Below are 17,082 nucleotides of genomic sequence, written 5' to 3' on the forward strand. Positions count from 1 at the left end.
ATTTAGGAGGGTCCAAATCAATGGACTGTGTCATGGCTAATGTCAAGCAAGCGGTAAGTCTGCAACCACCTGATTGAACGTGATACGAGCATTCTGAGCTTGCTCAGATAACTCGATCTTTTTCGCTTGTGCGGCGCTAAGATTACTCTCGGCCTGCTCAAGTGCTTGTTGTAGATTCTCTGGTAACTCGTGAGTTTCCATTTGTGAACCCTGTTCTAGCACATAAGCGCGAATTTCTTTCTTCACTGCGGCAAGTTCTGTGTAAGCAACACGCTCAAGTTCTGCAGCTTCTTGTGCTGCATCTCTTTCTTTCTCAAATTGAGCCAGCGCCATACCTTCAGCAGACCAAGGGTCCATGTCTGGCAGCTCTTCGATGTTGATCGTTGGCTCGATGTACGCATCTTGATGGCGTAGGTCGAGGTTAGTCGCACGTACCGCTGAAATCATTAGCATGACAGAGATAGCTAGCAGCGGTAAGCCACCAACAATCGCAGCCGTTTGTAGCGTACTTAGACCGCCCAAGAACATCAGAATCGTTGGCAAGAATGACAGAGTGAATGCCCAGAACATACGGTTCCAGCGCAATGGCTCTTCGGTCACGTTGTTTTGTACAACAGACGCCAGGATGTATGAGATAGAGTCAAATGTTGTTGCCGTAAAAATGATACACAGCATTGTAAATACAGCGATAACCAGCGTGCTCATTGGCAGTTGTGCAAGCATCGAGAAGATAGCTTTGGTTGCGCCTTCAGCATTCAAAATCGCAACGACATCTAGCTCACCAGAAAGCTGCAGTGATAGGCCGTAGTTACCTAAGATCATGAAGAATAGGAAACAACCTAGAGAACCAAAGAAGATCGAACCTGACACCATTTGTTTGATGGTTCTGCCGCGAGAGATACGCGCAACAAACAGACCCATACTCGGTGCAAATACTAACCACCATGCCCAGTAGAAAATCGTCCAGTCTTGTGGGAAGTGAGTGTTTTCGAATGTACCGTAGCCGCCAAATGGTTCAGCCCACGTTGCCATCACGAAGAAGTTAGATAACAGACGACCAATCGAGTCTAAACCTGTCTCTAACATGAAGATTGTTGGACCCGCGATCAGAACGAAAGCCAACAGACCCATTGCACCCCAGAAGTTGATGTTACTTAGGATCTTGATGCCTTTTTCCAATCCAGCATAAGATGAGTAAGCAAAAATCGCAGTACATACTAAAAGCACCATCACTTGCGTTAGGTTATTTTTAGGTAGACCAAATAGGTGATTCAGGCCTTCAGTGATTAGAGGTGCAGCTAAACCTAGTGTTGTTGCAGCGCCGCCTAATAGACCGAAAATGAAAAGGATATCGACGATTTTTCCAGGTACGCCTTTACTGCGGTGTTCACCAAGAACAGGCATTAACGCACTAGAGATCTTTAGAACTGGCTGTTTACGTACATAGAAGAAGTAAGCGATAGGAATCGCAGGGATCAGGTAGATAGACCACGCGATTGGTCCCCAGTGGAACAAACCGTACGTTGCAGCCCAACGAACTGCTTCTTCACTGCCAGGTTCTAGTTGGAAAGGCGGTGATTGGTAGTAGTAAGCCCACTCAATACAGCCCCAGTACAAGATACTTGCACCGATACCGCCACAAAATAACATTGCAGCCCATGATGCTGTTTTGAATTCAGGCTCTTCATCGGCTTCGCCCAGTTTAATTTGTCCCATATCACTGAACACAACGTAAACCATAAATGCACAAGCCGCGAGGCCTAGAGCAAGATATAGAAATCCAAGTTGGTCAGTCATGAATGTTTTCGCAACCGCAATCCAGTCTGCGCCCTGTGTTGGGAACAAAATGAGCGGGAAAACTATCGTGAGTAGGAGTGCAATAGCACCAAAGAAGGTCGGCTTGTCAATAAGCTCAAAAGTGTTTTTCACGAGTATTATTCCATTAAAATGAGAGCGGAATTATGGAATGAACTCGTTTTTTAGACCAAATCGGGTCTGTTGTCGTGACGACAAATCGCTTTAATGCAGAGGGGAAAGTGCAGTAACTGGGGATAAAGTTAGATTAACGCGAGTAGGATGCCACCAACGGTTGCCGCTGCGGATAAGTATTGCCCTGCTGAATAAGAACCATCGTCCTCTTCTTCAATCTTATCTGGGTGATCCATACCTAGAGCGCCATGAGCAAATGACTCAACCTTATCGGTAACGGTCGCGTTTTCAGCTTCGACTTTTTTGGCTTCTTTATCGATTTCTTTAAGTGCAGATAATAGGGCTTTGCCTTCATCAGAAAGCTTCACGGTATTTTGCTCAACCTTAAGCGGCGCAGGCTTTTCAGCTTCAGTGCTTTTAGCTTGTGCATTCATTTGCGAAGGTGAATACAGCTGAGTATTACTCGTTCCTACTGGCGTCATATCGCTCTCCTTACCTATCCTTAAATATAGTATCGGCAGAGGTGTGAAAAACTTGTGCAATTAATCATCGATATTGATGTTTTTTTATTCGCACATTACATTTTCGTCTGCTTGGTTAAATCGTCTATTTACTAAGCAAGTCTTGTGCCGATAAGAATGTTTGATTTAGATAGAGTTAGGATGAATGACGGGAACGTGATCAAGTCGTGACGATGGGCTAATTATCTAGGATTAGCCCATCGACTCATTAGCTTAGAAGAGTGGATCAACAGACCTTACTCACACTCTAGGCTAGCGCTGCGTTTTGACAGATGCTTGTATGCCTTCATTCGGTTCTCTTTCTTAACAAAGCGAGCCGGCGGCGAAAGCACTTCAAGCTGATAATCACTGCTATCCGCTGAAATCGCTTCAACCGGGCTGATGATGGCGATTTTTAAATCAGGGTTACGACGTAGAATCGATGCTGCTGTCCCTAAACCACCCTCGGTGTGGAACTTGCCAGCCACATGAATTACTTGTTTACCAGGGTTTGATGCTAGGTAACTCACAATCGACTCAGCCATGGTTTCGTCCCAGGTAACCTGAGCGGCAAACTGCTTTTCTGTTTGCTCTGGCGTACCGTGGTGCATAGAAGCCATGAACTTTTCTTTGTATGGGCTATCGCCAGTATCCACTTCGGCAGCAATCCACTGGCGTTGCTCGGTTGATAACTGCTCAAGATAAGGTAATCCTTTACGCCCAATACACTGCACAAATGGCTTTGGTGCGTTTGCCGCAATAACATCGACGTCGTTGGCTTTTGCGAACTCAACTAATGCGCGGTAATCACTTTCATAGTTCGGCCAAGCTGCCGCTTGAGACATGAGAATTTGTTCACCAATTTCACCGTTTAAGTATTGGTCAAGTGTGGCTTGGTGCTCTCGAGTGAACTGTTCCATTGAAAGCGCAATGTTGGATGCTGCGTTGCGGCGCGCTTTTAAGAAGTCGGTTTGGAAGCGGTGAATCGCAGAATGCGTGTGCCATTCGCCAATAAGAACCACATCAGCGTCAATCAGCTGTTTAGGAATGCATCGAGAGAAAGTGTTTCGCCTTGTGGAGAAGCGAACTGGTAGTCATAGAATGTGGAAACGGATTCCGTTTGAGCCACTTTTTGAGAAGTGTCTTTTGAAGGTTGATTAGCACAAGCCGTGAGAAGAGTAGCTAATCCGATAAGAATAATACGTTGCATGAAATGCCTCCTTGAAGAACACGCATACTAAAGGAGGCAAGATAAGATTTCAATGCAAACGATAATCAATATCAATTAAATTTGTTTGCGGTACACTCGCAGCATAAAGTCAGCTTCACAGTTGAATTGCTCTGCCTCGGTGAGTTGTAGTTTAAACTCTTCACTCGCCTTCCAAGCAAACGGCGTCATCTGTAGCAGGTCGAATGCATCTGACCCCGATAGTTCCATCATATAGTTTAGTTGCTCTTGGTGCTCAAGCGTAAAACCTTCGATCACTTCTGGATCTTCATCGTGCAAGCGAACGCCATCATAAATTGCATCACGCAGTTGATACAGGTGTCGGCTAGCTGGTGTCACGGTGATCACCACACCATTGTCTTTGATGGTGCGTTGTAGCTCTTCAGCCTTGCAAGGCGCGTAAATGCGTAGAATGCCGTCTAAGCTGCTTTCTGCAAAGGGTAGGCGATGGCTTGATGCAACTGAGAAATCGACAGCAGGGTAGCGTTTAGCGGCGTATTTGATAGCAATCTTAGAAATGTCTAGGCCAAAAGTAGCACCATTCTTTTCTTGAAGATTCACTGCAATTTCGTTGGTGTAATAACCTTCGCCACAACCAATATCCAATAGGCTAGGCGACTCTTCTGGTAGATTGCGAGAACACAATGTCACTACAGCTTGGCGCATTGGGTCATAGTGGTTACCTTCAAGGAAGCGACGACGTGCCTGCATCATCTCTTTGTTGTCACCTGGATCTTTTGAGCGTTTGTGGTGCGCAGGCATCAAATTGACATAGCCTTCTTTTGCTAGGTCGAACTGATGGTTCTTTTCACACTTAAACGTACGATCGTTTTGAGATAAAGGTTGGTGACACAAAGGGCATTGGTAAGTCATGACGATCTCAGAGGCATAGAGTTGGGCGCAGATTCTATCAAAAAGGTCTGCATCAGGCTAAATAAAAAGGCGAGAATATCCGCTTCTAGAATAGTGATCTTATGGCTTATTACAATAAAAATCAGAGCTTAGGTTTAGGTCACGTTTATCTGCGTTTTTTCTGGGTATCGTCTACGTCTTCCTACTGTTTAATTTGAAGCTGATATGACAAAGAAAATCATCCTAGATACAGATCCGGGCATTGATGATGCAATGGCTATCCTATTTGCAGAAGCGCATCCTGATATTGAACTGATGGGCATCACCACTGTTTACGGTAATGCGACGATAGACAACGGGACTCAAAACGCCCTTTATCTGAAGCAGAAGTTTGGAATGAAGGCGCTTGTGGCTAAGGGAACGGATAAGCCCTTAGTTAGAGATCCCGTTGGAGCCACGGTTGTGGTGCATGGCGAAACTGGATTTGGTGATGTGAAAGCGCCAAGTACATTAGATGTTACAGCGATTGATAAGCCGGCTTATCAGTTCATTATCGACAGCGTTAGAGCTGAACCAGGAGAGATTACTCTTGTGGCGGTTGGCCCTCTTACTAACCTTGCGCTAGCTCTGGAGGCAGATCCTGAAATTGTCGACTTAGTAAAAGAAGTGGTCATTATGGGCGGCGCGTTCGGTGAAAATGACCATAGAGGCAACGTGACGCCATTTGCTGAAGCGAATATCCATGATGATCCTCACGCTGCGGATAAGGTGTTTACTGCATCATGGCCTGTTGTGATTATCGGATTAGACGTCACTGAGGAGAGCTTCTTCACTGCTCAATACCTTGATGACTTACGAGATGAGGCTGGAGAGGTAGGGCAGTTTATCTGGGATGTAAGCCGCTACTACTTAAAGTTCTATTCTGAAAAGGTAGGAACGGAGGGTTGTCACGTTCACGATCCATCCGCTATTGCCTATGTCATCCAACCTTCTTTGTTTGAATGTCGTAGTGGTGCGATTCGAGTTGTCACAGATGGTCCTGCGGAAGGTATGACAATCCAGAAAAGCGACCAGCGTAGTTATATGAACGATGAGTGGAGTTCGTTCCCTGCACAAAAAGTAGGTGTCAAAGTGGACGACACGGCGCTGTTGGCACTCTATAGAGAGACGTTAGTTCGATATTCTTAGAGATAAGTTTGATCGTTAGACGAGCAACAGCCATAAAAAAGGCCGGAGTGAGCCGTAATGCTTGTAAGTTAAGCATCGTTTAGCGTCTTCTTGGAGGCCTTGTCGCATAGCGACAAGGCCTCTTTTTTACTGCTCTTGGGTAACTTCGTTCTCGCCTCTCAGGTAAAACAAAGCTTTCTGACATATCCAGTATGTAGTTTATTACTTCTGGGATTCGTCCCGGTGCGACCGCTGGTAATAATTGAAGCTGTCCAACAAGGAATAATGAAGCCTGTTTAAAGCCGATTTGATAAGGCATCACTGACTTCTGATGATAGGCCATTTGACACATCATGAACCGCAGTAGATTGTAAGCAACCAGCATTCCCCAAAGCTCTTGATTCACTAACTCTGGCTTTTTGCTTCTTAACGTAAGTTGGTTCTGAAGCATGTATTGCTTCATCTCACGATACCCCAACTCTATTTCCCAACGATGGCTATATAGTTCGGCGATATCAGCACCAGGATATTTCATCGTGTCTATCATTGACGTTAATAGTCGGACTTCTTTTCCTTTAATCGTCTTTGTGATTAAACGAGCTTGGAGAGTTTTGGGGGCATCAACCCACTTCTTTTGAGCTTGAGGTGATAGCTTGAGCTCAACGAGCTCTTGTCCTCGGCCTACCTTCGATAACACAGTGTATTGAGCCCCTTTTCTTAATGGGAGCAGCCAATGTTTTTCATCGCCACTGGTTTGCCATTTATGCAGTAAGCCCAAGGCGTAAAATCCGCGGTCAAAAATAGTTAAGCTGTTTGAGGGAGATTGTTCAATAAGCGGGATCGTAAGGTCGACTTCACTTTTAGATACTGAGTCGAATGAAGCGCTGTTGAGTAAATGACTGGTCAGCTCCATATGGCAGACCATTCTCACTTGAGGGTAGTCAGATATCGTTGTTTTATTGCCTGTTCTACTAAAATGCTCATCATTACTTTTAGTGTCTGGTGTTCTCCACACAACACCATCTACAGCATGAAGTGTTAACCCATGCCAATCGGGATGAGGAGTCTTGCGGTGCCAAAGTCGTTGAGTGTGATTGAACACGGCTTCCATAACGTCGGAACCAAGTCGGTGACGTGCCTGTATGACAGCGCTAGGTGCGACGAATGGCTTCTTACCCGGTAGGAGAATATCAAGTTGCGAGACTACTTTATCCATCGATAAATGACGGTAAAGGGACATCCCTAAAACACTCCAAACCATCATTTCCATTGGTAACCTGCGCTTTCGAATAGTCGCAACCCCAGATTCTTGGAGGCACTGTTCGACGAGTTCCGGGGACAGCAGGTCTGATAACCCTGAGAGCTGTTCTGGAGAGAAGTTATGGACTTGATTAAGGGCTTGTCTAAGAAACATAAAAAATCCGAGTGTTAAAGAAACACTCGGATTTTGACATCCTTGGAGGATCGTTCAACCAGTCTTTTTTACTTAACTGATCGGCATTACGGAGTGAGCCGGCCTTTAATGTGTCTTGCTGTAGCGAACTGATTACTTAACAGAAATCGTTGTAATCAGCTGGTGGCTTTCACCTGGCTGTAATGTTTTTCCTGCTTCTAGGCTTGGTGCGTGCAGTGTTGATTCAACACATAACATGGTTAGGTAACCGTCGTCTTGCATGTCGCCCATACCAGTAGCGCCTTCTGCCCACGGGTTCCACAGTACTGCAGAGTTATGACCGTGGTTTTCAACTGTTAGCGTGCGGTCTAGCTTCTTGTCAGCAACAAAGATTTGCGCTTCTGGTTGCGTGTAAACGCGGTCAATCGTGTCGGTTAGTACCAGTTCTGAACCACCTTGACAGATCTTGCCACCTTGCAGGCTATCAATGTATTCAGCACCCATACCCGTTGTGGTTGTGTTGTGAATATCACCAACGTTTAGGTAAGTGTGTAGGGCACCAGAGAAAGTCCATGGCTGAGAATCCGTGTTCTTCACGTCCAGCGTTACTTTTAGCTGCTCGCCGATCTCAACATTCAAACGTGCATCGAATTGATGAGGCCATACTGCTAGCGTCTCTTCGCTTGGCTTCAGACCTAAGCTAACAATCACGCCAGCTTCGCTTTCACGGTGCTCAACCAATTGCCATTCACTTGAACGGGCAAAACCATGCGCTGGTGCTGCAATGCGACCAAACCAAGGCCAACATACTGGAATACCACCACGCAAAGCTGTTTTACCATCGAACTTAGCTTGTTGGCTCATCCAAATTAGGTCTTCTTGACCTTGTGGTTGGAATGACACCACATGGCCGCCAAACAGTGAAATCGCTGCGTTTGCTTTATCGTGGATAACGCGAACCAATTTTACACCTTCATGTTCAACGATAGTGACGTTGTCAGAAAGTACCGCTAGTGCAGGTAGAGTAGATAAATCCATTACATGATCCTTCTAAGGAAATTGAATTCAAATGCTGACTAGAACTAGGGTGCTTGTGAATTTATGAGTGACAAGCAGAGTCAGTATTAGAATTGAATTTTGCATTTGGGCTATCTTGATGAGCTTAGACAGACGCGGTTTAAAAGATAGCAGGCATTAAAAAGGCGACACTAAGGTCGCCTTTTTCAAAGTCTGCTCAAAACAGTCTTCGCTAATGCTTATCTAAAGCGATTTCTAAAAAGAAATTACTTAGAGATGTGAGCGATTAGGTCTAGAACTTTGTTTGAGTAACCGATTTCGTTGTCGTACCAAGATACAACTTTAACGAATTTGTCAGTTAGAGCAACACCAGCTTTAGCATCGAATACTGAAGTTTGAACTTCACCGATGAAATCTTGTGATACTACTTGGTCTTCAGTGTAACCAAGAACGCCAGCCATTTCGCCTTCAGAAGCTTCTTTCATTGCAGCACAAATTTCTTCGTAAGATGCAGCTTCTTTTAGGTTAACAGTTAGGTCAACTACAGATACGTTAGCAGTTGGTACACGGAAAGCCATACCAGTTAGAAGGCCGTTTAGTTCTGGAAGAACAACGCCTACAGCTTTAGCAGCACCAGTTGAAGATGGGATGATGTTTTGAGAAGCACCACGGCCACCGCGCCAGTCTTTAGCAGAAGGGCCATCTACAGTTTTTTGAGTTGCTGTAGTAGCGTGAACTGTAGTCATAAGACCAGACTCAATGCCCCACTTATCGTTAAGTACTTTAGCGATAGGTGCAAGACAGTTAGTAGTACAAGAAGCGTTAGAAACGATGTCTTGACCAGCGTAAGATGCTTGGTTAACGCCCATTACGAACATTGGAGTTGCATCTTTAGAAGGACCAGTAAGAACTACTTTCTTAGCGCCAGCAGTGATGTGCTTACGTGCAGTCTCGTCAGTTAGGAAAAGACCAGTTGCTTCAGCAACTACGTCTACGTCGATAGCATCCCACTTAAGGTCTTCTGGGTTACGCTCAGCTGTAACACGTACAGTTTTACCGTTAACGATTAGGTTACCGCCTTCAACTTCAACAGTACCGTTGAAACGGCCGTGAGTTGAGTCGTACTTAAGCATGTATGCCATGTACTCTACGTCGATTAGATCGTTAATACCTACTACTTCGATGTCTGCACGCTCTTGAGCTGCGCGGAATACGAAACGGCCGATACGGCCAAAACCGTTAATACCTACTTTGATAGTCATTGTAGTTGCTCCACAACTTAATTTCTGATTAAAGATAACTGGTAGTAAAATTACAGAATCCAGTATACATCTGCAATAGATAATCCGACTTAACTTGTTTAATGTCAAAAAAAAGCGACGCTTTTCTTAACAATTGGGTGTAAGTGGTTGAAAATTGACCATTGCAAGTGGCTCTGTACCCTTCCAGTTGGGTAAAATACCCCTAAATGATGATTCACTTATGAGTGTATATGTACAATGTTTCCTGGTGAGAAAGTATGTGCTACAAAACGACTGATATGCAAGCCTTTATAGAAAAAAGTAAATATAATAACTGAGAATGTGGAGAGATATTAACGTGATTCAAAAGGGAGGAAATATGATAAAGCCTGATGAATACTGGCGTGAACGCCTAACAGACGACGAATTTGCAGTGTGTCGTGAACGTGGTACTGAAGCCCCATATAGCGGTAAGTTACTGCACAACCATAAGACTGGCGTCTATAGCTGCACATGCTGTGAAAGCCCTTTGTTTCTGTCGGATAACAAATATGACTCTGGGTGTGGTTGGCCAAGCTTTGATGCCCCAGTGAATGATGAAGCAGTACGCTATATAGAAGATCTAAGTCACGGAATGAAGCGTGTAGAGATCCGTTGTACCGCCTGTGATAGCCATTTAGGTCACGTTTTTCCAGATGGTCCGAAGACCACAGGTGAACGGTTCTGTGTTAATTCAGTGTCGTTAATTTTCAACAAAAATGACGAAAGTACGAAATAACTTGTAACTATTGTCTAATCCTTACAGGTCGCATTTGTCGATTTAGGAATACTGAAACGCCCAAGATTTCAGATTTAACTCTAGTACAAATAAAAACAGCTACCAAAAAGGTAGCTGTTTTTATTTGAAAGCAGGTGAATAAGAAGCTTAAGTTAGAACATTATAAATGAAGCGATCAGTAACTCGGGACGATTGAAGGGCTGTAAATTCCATCCTCAATCGCTTCGACGATGTTGTCTGCGTCTTTATTTAGCTTCTTATAGGTTGCCTTGTCGAAATGGTACAACACCGTGAGCTCGGCTTCAGAAGCAATCGGCACATCAAAGTCTTTGGCAACCATTGCCCAAACGTACGCTTTTTCCATATGACCCAGGCTGTGGTTGATACTGGCCATCGACTTGAAGATTTCAGTGTTGGCTGCCGAGCCATTAGAAAGCGTTAACGCATTATTGAGTAGCTTAAGTGTCTTTATATGATTGCGGGTAGTATAGAAGGTTGCCAAGGCATATTGCATCTCAGCTGTGTTTAACGCTTCAGTGCCTTCTAGTTGTAAGAAACTGCGTCTGGCGTTGGTGTCCCCAGTTTGCGACCACAAGAAGTATAGCGTTTCCGGTGTATCGGATTTCGATAGCTCATTAACAATGCGCTCAGACTCTTCGATACTGTGCATTAAAGAGGTAAAGCGACGTTCTTGCAGCTTAGATTGATCGATCGTTTCGATCTGCGCCGCGAGTTCTAGGCACTTTTTGTAGGCAGTGACTAATTCGAATTCTTTAATTTTGTTGATTTCGGTGGGTTGCTTCTGAACTTCAAATCGATGCCAGATGAGGTCGGTACGTGCGACACGACATTGCCCATCGTTCATGTTCAATTGTTCACATTGAAGACCCGGGTTGCTTTGGCACAGTTGATCGGTATTTTTGTTCCCTTCAAGACACCCAACCAGAGTGAAAGGCAATAGGCTAATCGCCAACCATTTCATAATTTTCATATTCCTTCACTTGTGATCAGATGCACTTATTATTGGTCAGGTTCTTGACTCAATTCTGTTACGGGTTATTTTCTGGTGAAAATTGTTAAAACTAAGGCTTTACCATGGATGCAGAACAACTTCTTAGCGCAATGACACCCGAGGTCTACGAACGTTTAACCTACGCAGTTGAAACGGGTAAATGGCCAGAAGGTACGGCGCTCTCAAAAGAACAGCGCGACTCATGTATGCAAGCGGTTATGTTATACCAATCTAAACATAACTCTGAAGCTCAACATATGACAATTGCAGCTGGTGGTGAGATTAGCTTTAAATCTAAGTCTGAACTAAAGAAACAGTTTAAGTCAGATCAAGAAGACATTGTTAGGGTTAACCCGAATCATTAGGCTTAAATTACAACAAAGGGGTGGCAATGTGCCACCCCTTTTAGTTTAACTCTTTTATTTATAAGCAATAAAACGATTTAGTTCACGTTAAGCCGCCGTTACTTTCATAGAATAACTGGCTTTAAAGTGAATCCTTGAACAGGTTATAAGCTCATCTCACCGCGCAACACTTGTTGCATCTGAGCCTTCACTTCTTCGTAGCCTAGGTTTTGGCTTAATAGATAATGCAATTTCGCCAGTGCCGCTTCTGGTGTCATATCGTAACCACTGACAACGCCCGCTTCTGCTAGTGCACAACCCGTCGCGTAACCACCCATGTTGACTTTACCAGCCAAACATTGAGTTAGGTTCACCACAATAACACCGCGCTCTGAAGCATCTTTCAGGTGCTGAAGCAGTTCTGGATTTTGTGGTGCGTTACCCACACCGAAAGTAAGCAGAATCATCGCGTTAACAGGTTGTAATAGCGTGTTACGGATAACTTCGTGTGAGATGCCTGGGTACATTGTGATTACGCCGATAGGTTGCGGAGTAATGTTATGAACCTTGAAAGCACCTTCAGGTTGTTCGTTTACTTTTACATTATTGCTAAGTTGGATATTGATACCCGCTTCTAGCAAAGGATTCAGGTTTGGAGACGTAAACGCATTGAAGCCATCTGCGTGTGATTTAGTGCTGCGGTTACCACGCATCAACTTGTTGTTGAAGAACAGTGTCACTTCGTTGATTGGGTAGTTTGCCGCAATGTGTAGCGCATTCAGCAGGTTTGCTTGTCCGTCTGAACGAAGCTCTGCTAATGGGATCTGAGAGCCCGTAACAATCACAGGTTTGCCGAGGTTTTCAAGCATGAAAGACAGTGCAGAGGCAGTGTAAGCCATAGTGTCTGTACCATGCAGGATAACGAAACCATCGTACTTATCGTAGTTCGCGCGAATGTCATCAGCGATAGTCTGCCAATCAAGTGGCGTCATATCTGAAGAGTCCATTAATGGAGAGTATTCGTGAATGGTGTACTCAGGCATCTCTGGGCGATGGAATTCAGGCATGCCAGCTAGCTGCTTATCCATGAAACCTGCGACAGGAACATAGCCGTGGTCAATAGACTTCTGCATGCCAATTGTGCCGCCGGTGTACGCGATATAGATGTGTTTTCTTTCCATGGCGATTAATACTTAGTGTGATGTAGGGAACAGGGGGGCGATTATAGCGAATTATCATGCAATAAAAAGAGGCACCTCACACAGAGGCACCCCTTAGTTATTGAGTTATTGGCTCAACTTATTGAACTTGGCAATTTAAGCAGAAAGCGTATCGGCCTTGTGGGTCGTTAAAGTTGCCTAACAGCTGGCTATCTTGAGCTAACTGTTGAGTAACTGGCTGTAAACTGCTTGGTATCATCGATTGAATATCTAGGCCTATCGACATCTGAACTTGGTTCATAAATTCTTGAATAAATTGTTCAGTGGCCGAAAGTGGCTCTTCTACCCAGTAGATGTTGTAGCTTTCAAGCTCTGCAAGTGAAGCCGCAGCTGCAACCGCATCATCGAAATCACCAATCTCATCGACTAAGCCTTTCTGAATCGCATCTTGACCTGTCCAAACTCGGCCTTGAGCAATCTTGTCGACCGCATCGACTTCCAGACCGCGATTCTCTCCAACTAGGCTGATGAATCGGCGGTATCCGTTTTCAATGCCCATTTGGAACGCGTCTTTCGCGCCATCGCTAAGCCCAGTTGTAATACCAAGACCTGAGAAAGGTGAGGTGCCAACGCCATCCGTGTAAACACCAATATCATTCAGCCCTTTTTCGAAGGTGGTGATAACACTGAATATACCAATCGACCCCGTTAGTGTAGTTGGTTGAGCTAGGATCTTATCCGCACCCATCGAGATCCAGTAACCACCTGAAGCCGCAAGGCTCGACATCGACACAACAACCGGTTTACCAGCTTGCTTGATCGCTTCTATTTCATTACGAATCACTTCTGAAGCAAAGGCACTGCCACCTGGGCTATCGACACGAAGTACAACGGCTTTCACTTTATCGTCGTTACGTGCTTGGCGCAGTAGGGCTGCAGTGGTATCTCCGCCAACTGTGCCACGTGGTTGCTTGCCATCCATAATTGCGCCGCTTGCTACAATCACGGCAACGTCGTGAGATTCACTGGTCATATCCGGAAGCATGGTTGCACGGTATTCGTAATAACCAAACGCGTTGTAGCTGTCTTGGCCGTCACTGCCGAAAACATCGGCAAGCTCTAGTCGAACTTGTTGGCGTGTCGCTAACTCATCCACTAAGCCAAGTTTCTCAGCCAGTTTTGCAATGTCACCATCTACAGACTCAAGTTCTTTCAAGAAGGTGTCCATGCTTGGGTTCAGTGTTTTAGCGTCGATCTGACGGTTGTTGCTGACGTCATCAACGTACGCACCCCATAGTTGGCTTAACCAACGAGAAGCGGACTCTTTCGCTGCGTCTGACATGTCATCACGAATGAAAGGCTCAATAGCTGACTTATAAGTACCCACACGGAACACGTGCGTGTTTACGTCTAGCTTCTCTAGTAAGGTTTTGTAGTAAAGCGAGTAAGCGCTATAGCCTTTAAGAAGAACCCCACCATCTGGTGATAGGAAGACTTTAGTTGCGTAGCTGGCTAGGTAGTATTGGCTTTGGTTGTAAAAGTCACCTACCGCATAAATCGGTTTGCCTGTTGCTTTGAACTCATTCAACGCTTTAGCAATGTAGCGTAGCTTGGTCAGGTTGGTTTCTGGCAGCTCTTTGAGTGCTAAAACGATACCAGTAACCTTGTCATCGTCTTTTGCGTAGCGAATCGTTTCAACGATATCAAACAGGATGTTCTCTTTTGGAAGGTCTTTGCCAAGCAGCGAACCGGTGACCGAATCCATCGGATTGATATAGCGACTTTGTTCCACAATAGGGCCAGACAGGTTAAGCACTAAAGCCGAATCCTGTGGAACCGTCGGTTGAGCCGTATCTGAATGGAAGTACACAAAGTAGATGATGGCGATACTGAGTAAAAAGACTAGGTTAACCAGCGCAAGACGTACAAACGTAATGAGCTTCCAAATCCCTTTAAAGATCATGCCTATAAATTTGAATATTTTTTTCATTCTGTCTCCGCAGTGAGATCACGTCGCTTTAACAAGCCGTAGTACCATTAATCTCAATAATATGAACTGCTTAGTATCCTACGATAATTCCCAAGCTCAAACTACACCAAGAATTGTTAATCGATATATATTCTCATTAAGTGTAGTCAAATTAAGGGCTTCTGAACGATTAATACGTGCAGCATTATGATCGGTGTTACAAAAATGTAAACGGTTGTTTGAACTTTTGGTAATTGAACTATACTGTGGTCAGACCACAAGGATAAAATAATAGAAGTGATGTCTGCCATGTACCCACATTTACTTGAACCACTCGATCTTGGATTTACCCAGTTACGTAACCGTGTATTGATGGGATCAATGCATACAGGTTTAGAAGAAAATAAAGAAGGTCTCCACAAACTCGCCGCGTTTTATGAAGAGCGAGCAAAAGGAGGCGTTGGCCTTATTGTTACCGGTGGTTTCTCTCCTAATTTACGTGGCAGATTGACCCCATTTAGTGCTGAATTCAGTAAAGTGAAGCACGCAAAAGCTCACCAAGTTGTTACCGAAGCCGTGCACAAGCATGGCGGTAAGATTGCCCTCCAGTTGCTGCATGCAGGTCGCTATGCAATGCATCCATTCGCGCAAAGTGCTTCGGGTATTAAAGCGCCAATCGCTAAGTTCGCACCGAGCGAGATGAGCCCTCGTCAGATCAAAAAGACCATCGGTGCCTTTGCCAATAGTGCGGAGCTAGCTCAGGTTGCTGGCTATGACGGCATTGAGATCATGGGCTCGGAAGGTTACTTGATTAACCAATTCATCTGTAAGCGTACTAACATGCGTTACGACGAATGGGGCGGCTCTTACGAGAAGCGTATGCGTTTCCCGCTAGAGATCGTTAAATCGATTCGCGAAGCGGTGGGTAAAGATTTCATTATTATTTTCCGACTGTCGATGCTTGATTTGGTTGAGCAAGGCAGCACCTTTGAAGACGTTGTTCTTTTGGCTCAGAAGCTAGAAGAAGCGGGCGTGACGATCATCAATACCGGAATTGGTTGGCATGAAGCTCGTGTTCCGACTATCGCGACGCAAGTACCACGAGGCGCATTCTCTTGGGTGACGGAAAAAGTGAAACCATACGTGTCGATCCCAGTGGTGACATGTAACCGAATTAACACGCCAGAAGAGGCCGAACGTATCCTCAGTTCAGGACAGGCCGACATGGTTTCAATGGCGCGTCCTTTCTTGGCGGATCCAGACTTTGTTAATAAAGCCGCTCAAGACCAAGCAAAGTTCATTAATACCTGTATCGGTTGTAACCAAGCTTGTCTTGATAACGTGTTTAAGGGTAAGCGAGCGAGCTGTTTGGTGAACCCACGCGCTTGTTACGAGACTGAAATCGTTGTTCAACCTGCTCAAGCGACTAAGACCATTGCAGTTGTCGGTGCAGGCCCTGCAGGTTTAGCTTGTGCCACGACTCTAGCGCAACGTGGACACAAGGTTGACTTGATTGAGAAAAATGACCGTATCGGCGGCCAGTTTAGATTGGCAATGCAGATTCCGGGTAAAGAAGAATTCAGAGAAACGATTCGTTACTTTGCAAACCAAATCGACGCATCAGGTGTGAACCTGAAACTGGATACTGAAGCAACGTTTGAGATGTTGTTGAAGTACGATGAAGTGGTGATGGCAGCGGGTGTTGAACCAAGAAAGCTCGATATTGAGGGCATCGACCAAGAAAACGTGGTCGATTATCAAACCTTGATTCGCGAAAAGACACCAGTAGGCGAAAAGGTCGCAATTGTTGGTGCTGGTGGTATTGGTGTCGATGTGGCAACCATGCTAACCGAGCCTACTTCTCACAGTTTAGATGACTGGCTGCATGAGTGGGGCATTGATAAGAATATGGAACACCCGGGTGGGCTTTACCCTTACCCTGATTCGTTCAGTGACAAAACGGTTTGGGTGATGCAACGTAAAGCGGGTCGTGTTGGTAAAGGTCCGGGCAAGACTACTGGTTGGATTCATAAGCGCACCCTAGAAAAACGCGGTGTAAACCTTTTAGGCGGCGTGAGCTACAACAAGATTGATGATAAAGGTCTGCATATCAGCGTTGGTAAGCAAGATCAGGTGCTCGATGCCGATTCGGTTATCGTATGTGCAGGTCAGGTGTCAGTTCGTCCATTCGAAGATATGTGGCAAGAATTTGGTGGCAAACTGCATGTGATAGGCGGTGCTGATTACGCGGGTGAACTGGATGCAGTGCGCGCAATTCGTCAAGGAGTTGAGCTGGCTATTAAGTTATAGAATCAGCCATCAAACTGTAATCTTGTCGGTAGATGTTGTTAATTAATTTGCTGAGTTAGATTTTGAACAAGGCTCCTAAGTCATAGATTTAGGAGCCTTTATTGTTTCTAATCTAGGCCAAATGGACAGTGGTTGAGATTTATTATCGTTTGTATTCTGTGCTAAAGTTCAAGTATACAAAT

At 45.0% G+C, this 17,082-nt stretch carries 13 protein-coding genes and 1 pseudogene; 4 read left to right on the forward strand and 10 right to left on the reverse strand.

Annotated features, from left to right (window positions below):
• Nucleotides 1–42: 42 nt before the first annotated feature.
• From OCV20_RS04905 to rlmA, 4 genes and pseudogenes are all read right to left on the reverse strand, one after another.
• Nucleotides 43–1,929, reverse strand: coding sequence for a BCCT family transporter (locus OCV20_RS04905; protein ID WP_048611518.1), 1,887 nt, complete (start codon nt 1,927–1,929; stop codon nt 43–45).
• Nucleotides 1,930–2,057: 128 nt separating this feature from the next.
• Nucleotides 2,058–2,411, reverse strand: coding sequence for a hypothetical protein (locus OCV20_RS04910; RefSeq protein WP_048611520.1), 354 nt, complete (start codon nt 2,409–2,411; stop codon nt 2,058–2,060).
• A 275-nt stretch (nt 2,412–2,686) separates the two neighbouring features.
• Nucleotides 2,687–3,639: pseudogene (locus OCV20_RS04915) on the reverse strand (ChaN family lipoprotein).
• A gap of 75 nt (nt 3,640–3,714) precedes the next feature.
• Entirely contained in the window at nt 3,715–4,530 is an 816-nt protein-coding gene (gene rlmA / locus OCV20_RS04920; RefSeq protein ID WP_086774855.1) for a 23S rRNA (guanine(745)-N(1))-methyltransferase, read from the reverse strand.
• 204 nt (nt 4,531–4,734) lie between these two features.
• Here rlmA and OCV20_RS04925 point away from each other — a divergent pair, with 204 nt between their 5' ends.
• Complete coding sequence (locus tag OCV20_RS04925) at nt 4,735–5,697, forward strand: nucleoside hydrolase (RefSeq protein WP_086774856.1); 963 nt, start codon at nt 4,735–4,737, stop codon at nt 5,695–5,697.
• 79 nt (nt 5,698–5,776) lie between these two features.
• Here the strand turns inward: OCV20_RS04925 and OCV20_RS04930 are convergent, their stop codons facing one another.
• The 3 genes from OCV20_RS04930 to gap form a co-directional block, all read right to left on the reverse strand.
• On the reverse strand, nt 5,777–7,090 hold the full coding sequence (locus tag OCV20_RS04930; protein ID WP_086775497.1) for an IS4 family transposase: 1,314 nt from the start codon (nt 7,088–7,090) through the stop codon (nt 5,777–5,779).
• Between the two features lie 132 nt (nt 7,091–7,222).
• On the reverse strand, nt 7,223–8,107 hold the full coding sequence (locus OCV20_RS04935; protein WP_086774114.1) for a D-hexose-6-phosphate mutarotase: 885 nt from the start codon (nt 8,105–8,107) through the stop codon (nt 7,223–7,225).
• A gap of 245 nt (nt 8,108–8,352) precedes the next feature.
• Nucleotides 8,353–9,348 carry a type I glyceraldehyde-3-phosphate dehydrogenase gene (gene gap, locus OCV20_RS04940; RefSeq protein WP_017059382.1) on the reverse strand — a complete coding sequence of 332 codons (996 nt, stop codon included), beginning with the start codon at nt 9,346–9,348 and terminating at the stop codon, nt 8,353–8,355.
• A gap of 319 nt (nt 9,349–9,667) precedes the next feature.
• On the opposite strand from gap, the gene msrB reads away from it, so the two are divergent.
• Nucleotides 9,668–10,105, forward strand: coding sequence for a peptide-methionine (R)-S-oxide reductase MsrB (gene msrB / locus OCV20_RS04945; protein ID WP_019823761.1), 438 nt, complete (start codon nt 9,668–9,670; stop codon nt 10,103–10,105).
• A gap of 175 nt (nt 10,106–10,280) precedes the next feature.
• On the opposite strand, the gene OCV20_RS04950 is transcribed toward msrB, so the two are convergent.
• Complete coding sequence (locus OCV20_RS04950) at nt 10,281–11,087, reverse strand: DUF2989 domain-containing protein (RefSeq protein WP_048610482.1); 807 nt, start codon at nt 11,085–11,087, stop codon at nt 10,281–10,283.
• A 113-nt stretch (nt 11,088–11,200) separates the two neighbouring features.
• Between OCV20_RS04950 and OCV20_RS04955 the strand changes: the two genes are divergently transcribed.
• Nucleotides 11,201–11,482 carry a YeaC family protein gene (locus OCV20_RS04955; RefSeq protein WP_010437067.1) on the forward strand — a complete coding sequence of 94 codons (282 nt, stop codon included), beginning with the start codon at nt 11,201–11,203 and terminating at the stop codon, nt 11,480–11,482.
• A gap of 143 nt (nt 11,483–11,625) precedes the next feature.
• Here the strand turns inward: OCV20_RS04955 and ansA are convergent, their stop codons facing one another.
• A complete protein-coding gene (gene ansA / locus OCV20_RS04960) occupies nt 11,626–12,642 on the reverse strand; it encodes an asparaginase (RefSeq protein WP_019823767.1) in 1,017 nt (338 codons plus the stop codon).
• A 118-nt stretch (nt 12,643–12,760) separates the two neighbouring features.
• Nucleotides 12,761–14,611: a signal peptide peptidase SppA gene (sppA, locus tag OCV20_RS04965; RefSeq protein WP_048611534.1), complete on the reverse strand. Its 1,851-nt coding sequence runs from the start codon at nt 14,609–14,611 to the stop codon at nt 12,761–12,763.
• Nucleotides 14,612–14,890: 279 nt separating this feature from the next.
• Here sppA and OCV20_RS04970 point away from each other — a divergent pair, with 279 nt between their 5' ends.
• On the forward strand, nt 14,891–16,900 hold the full coding sequence (locus OCV20_RS04970; protein ID WP_162290808.1) for an NADPH-dependent 2,4-dienoyl-CoA reductase: 2,010 nt from the start codon (nt 14,891–14,893) through the stop codon (nt 16,898–16,900).
• The last annotated feature ends 182 nt before the right edge of the window (nt 16,901–17,082 follow it).

Source organism: Vibrio coralliirubri (genome assembly GCF_024347375.1).
In the GTDB taxonomy this organism is placed as follows: Bacteria; Pseudomonadota; Gammaproteobacteria; order Enterobacterales; family Vibrionaceae; genus Vibrio; species Vibrio coralliirubri.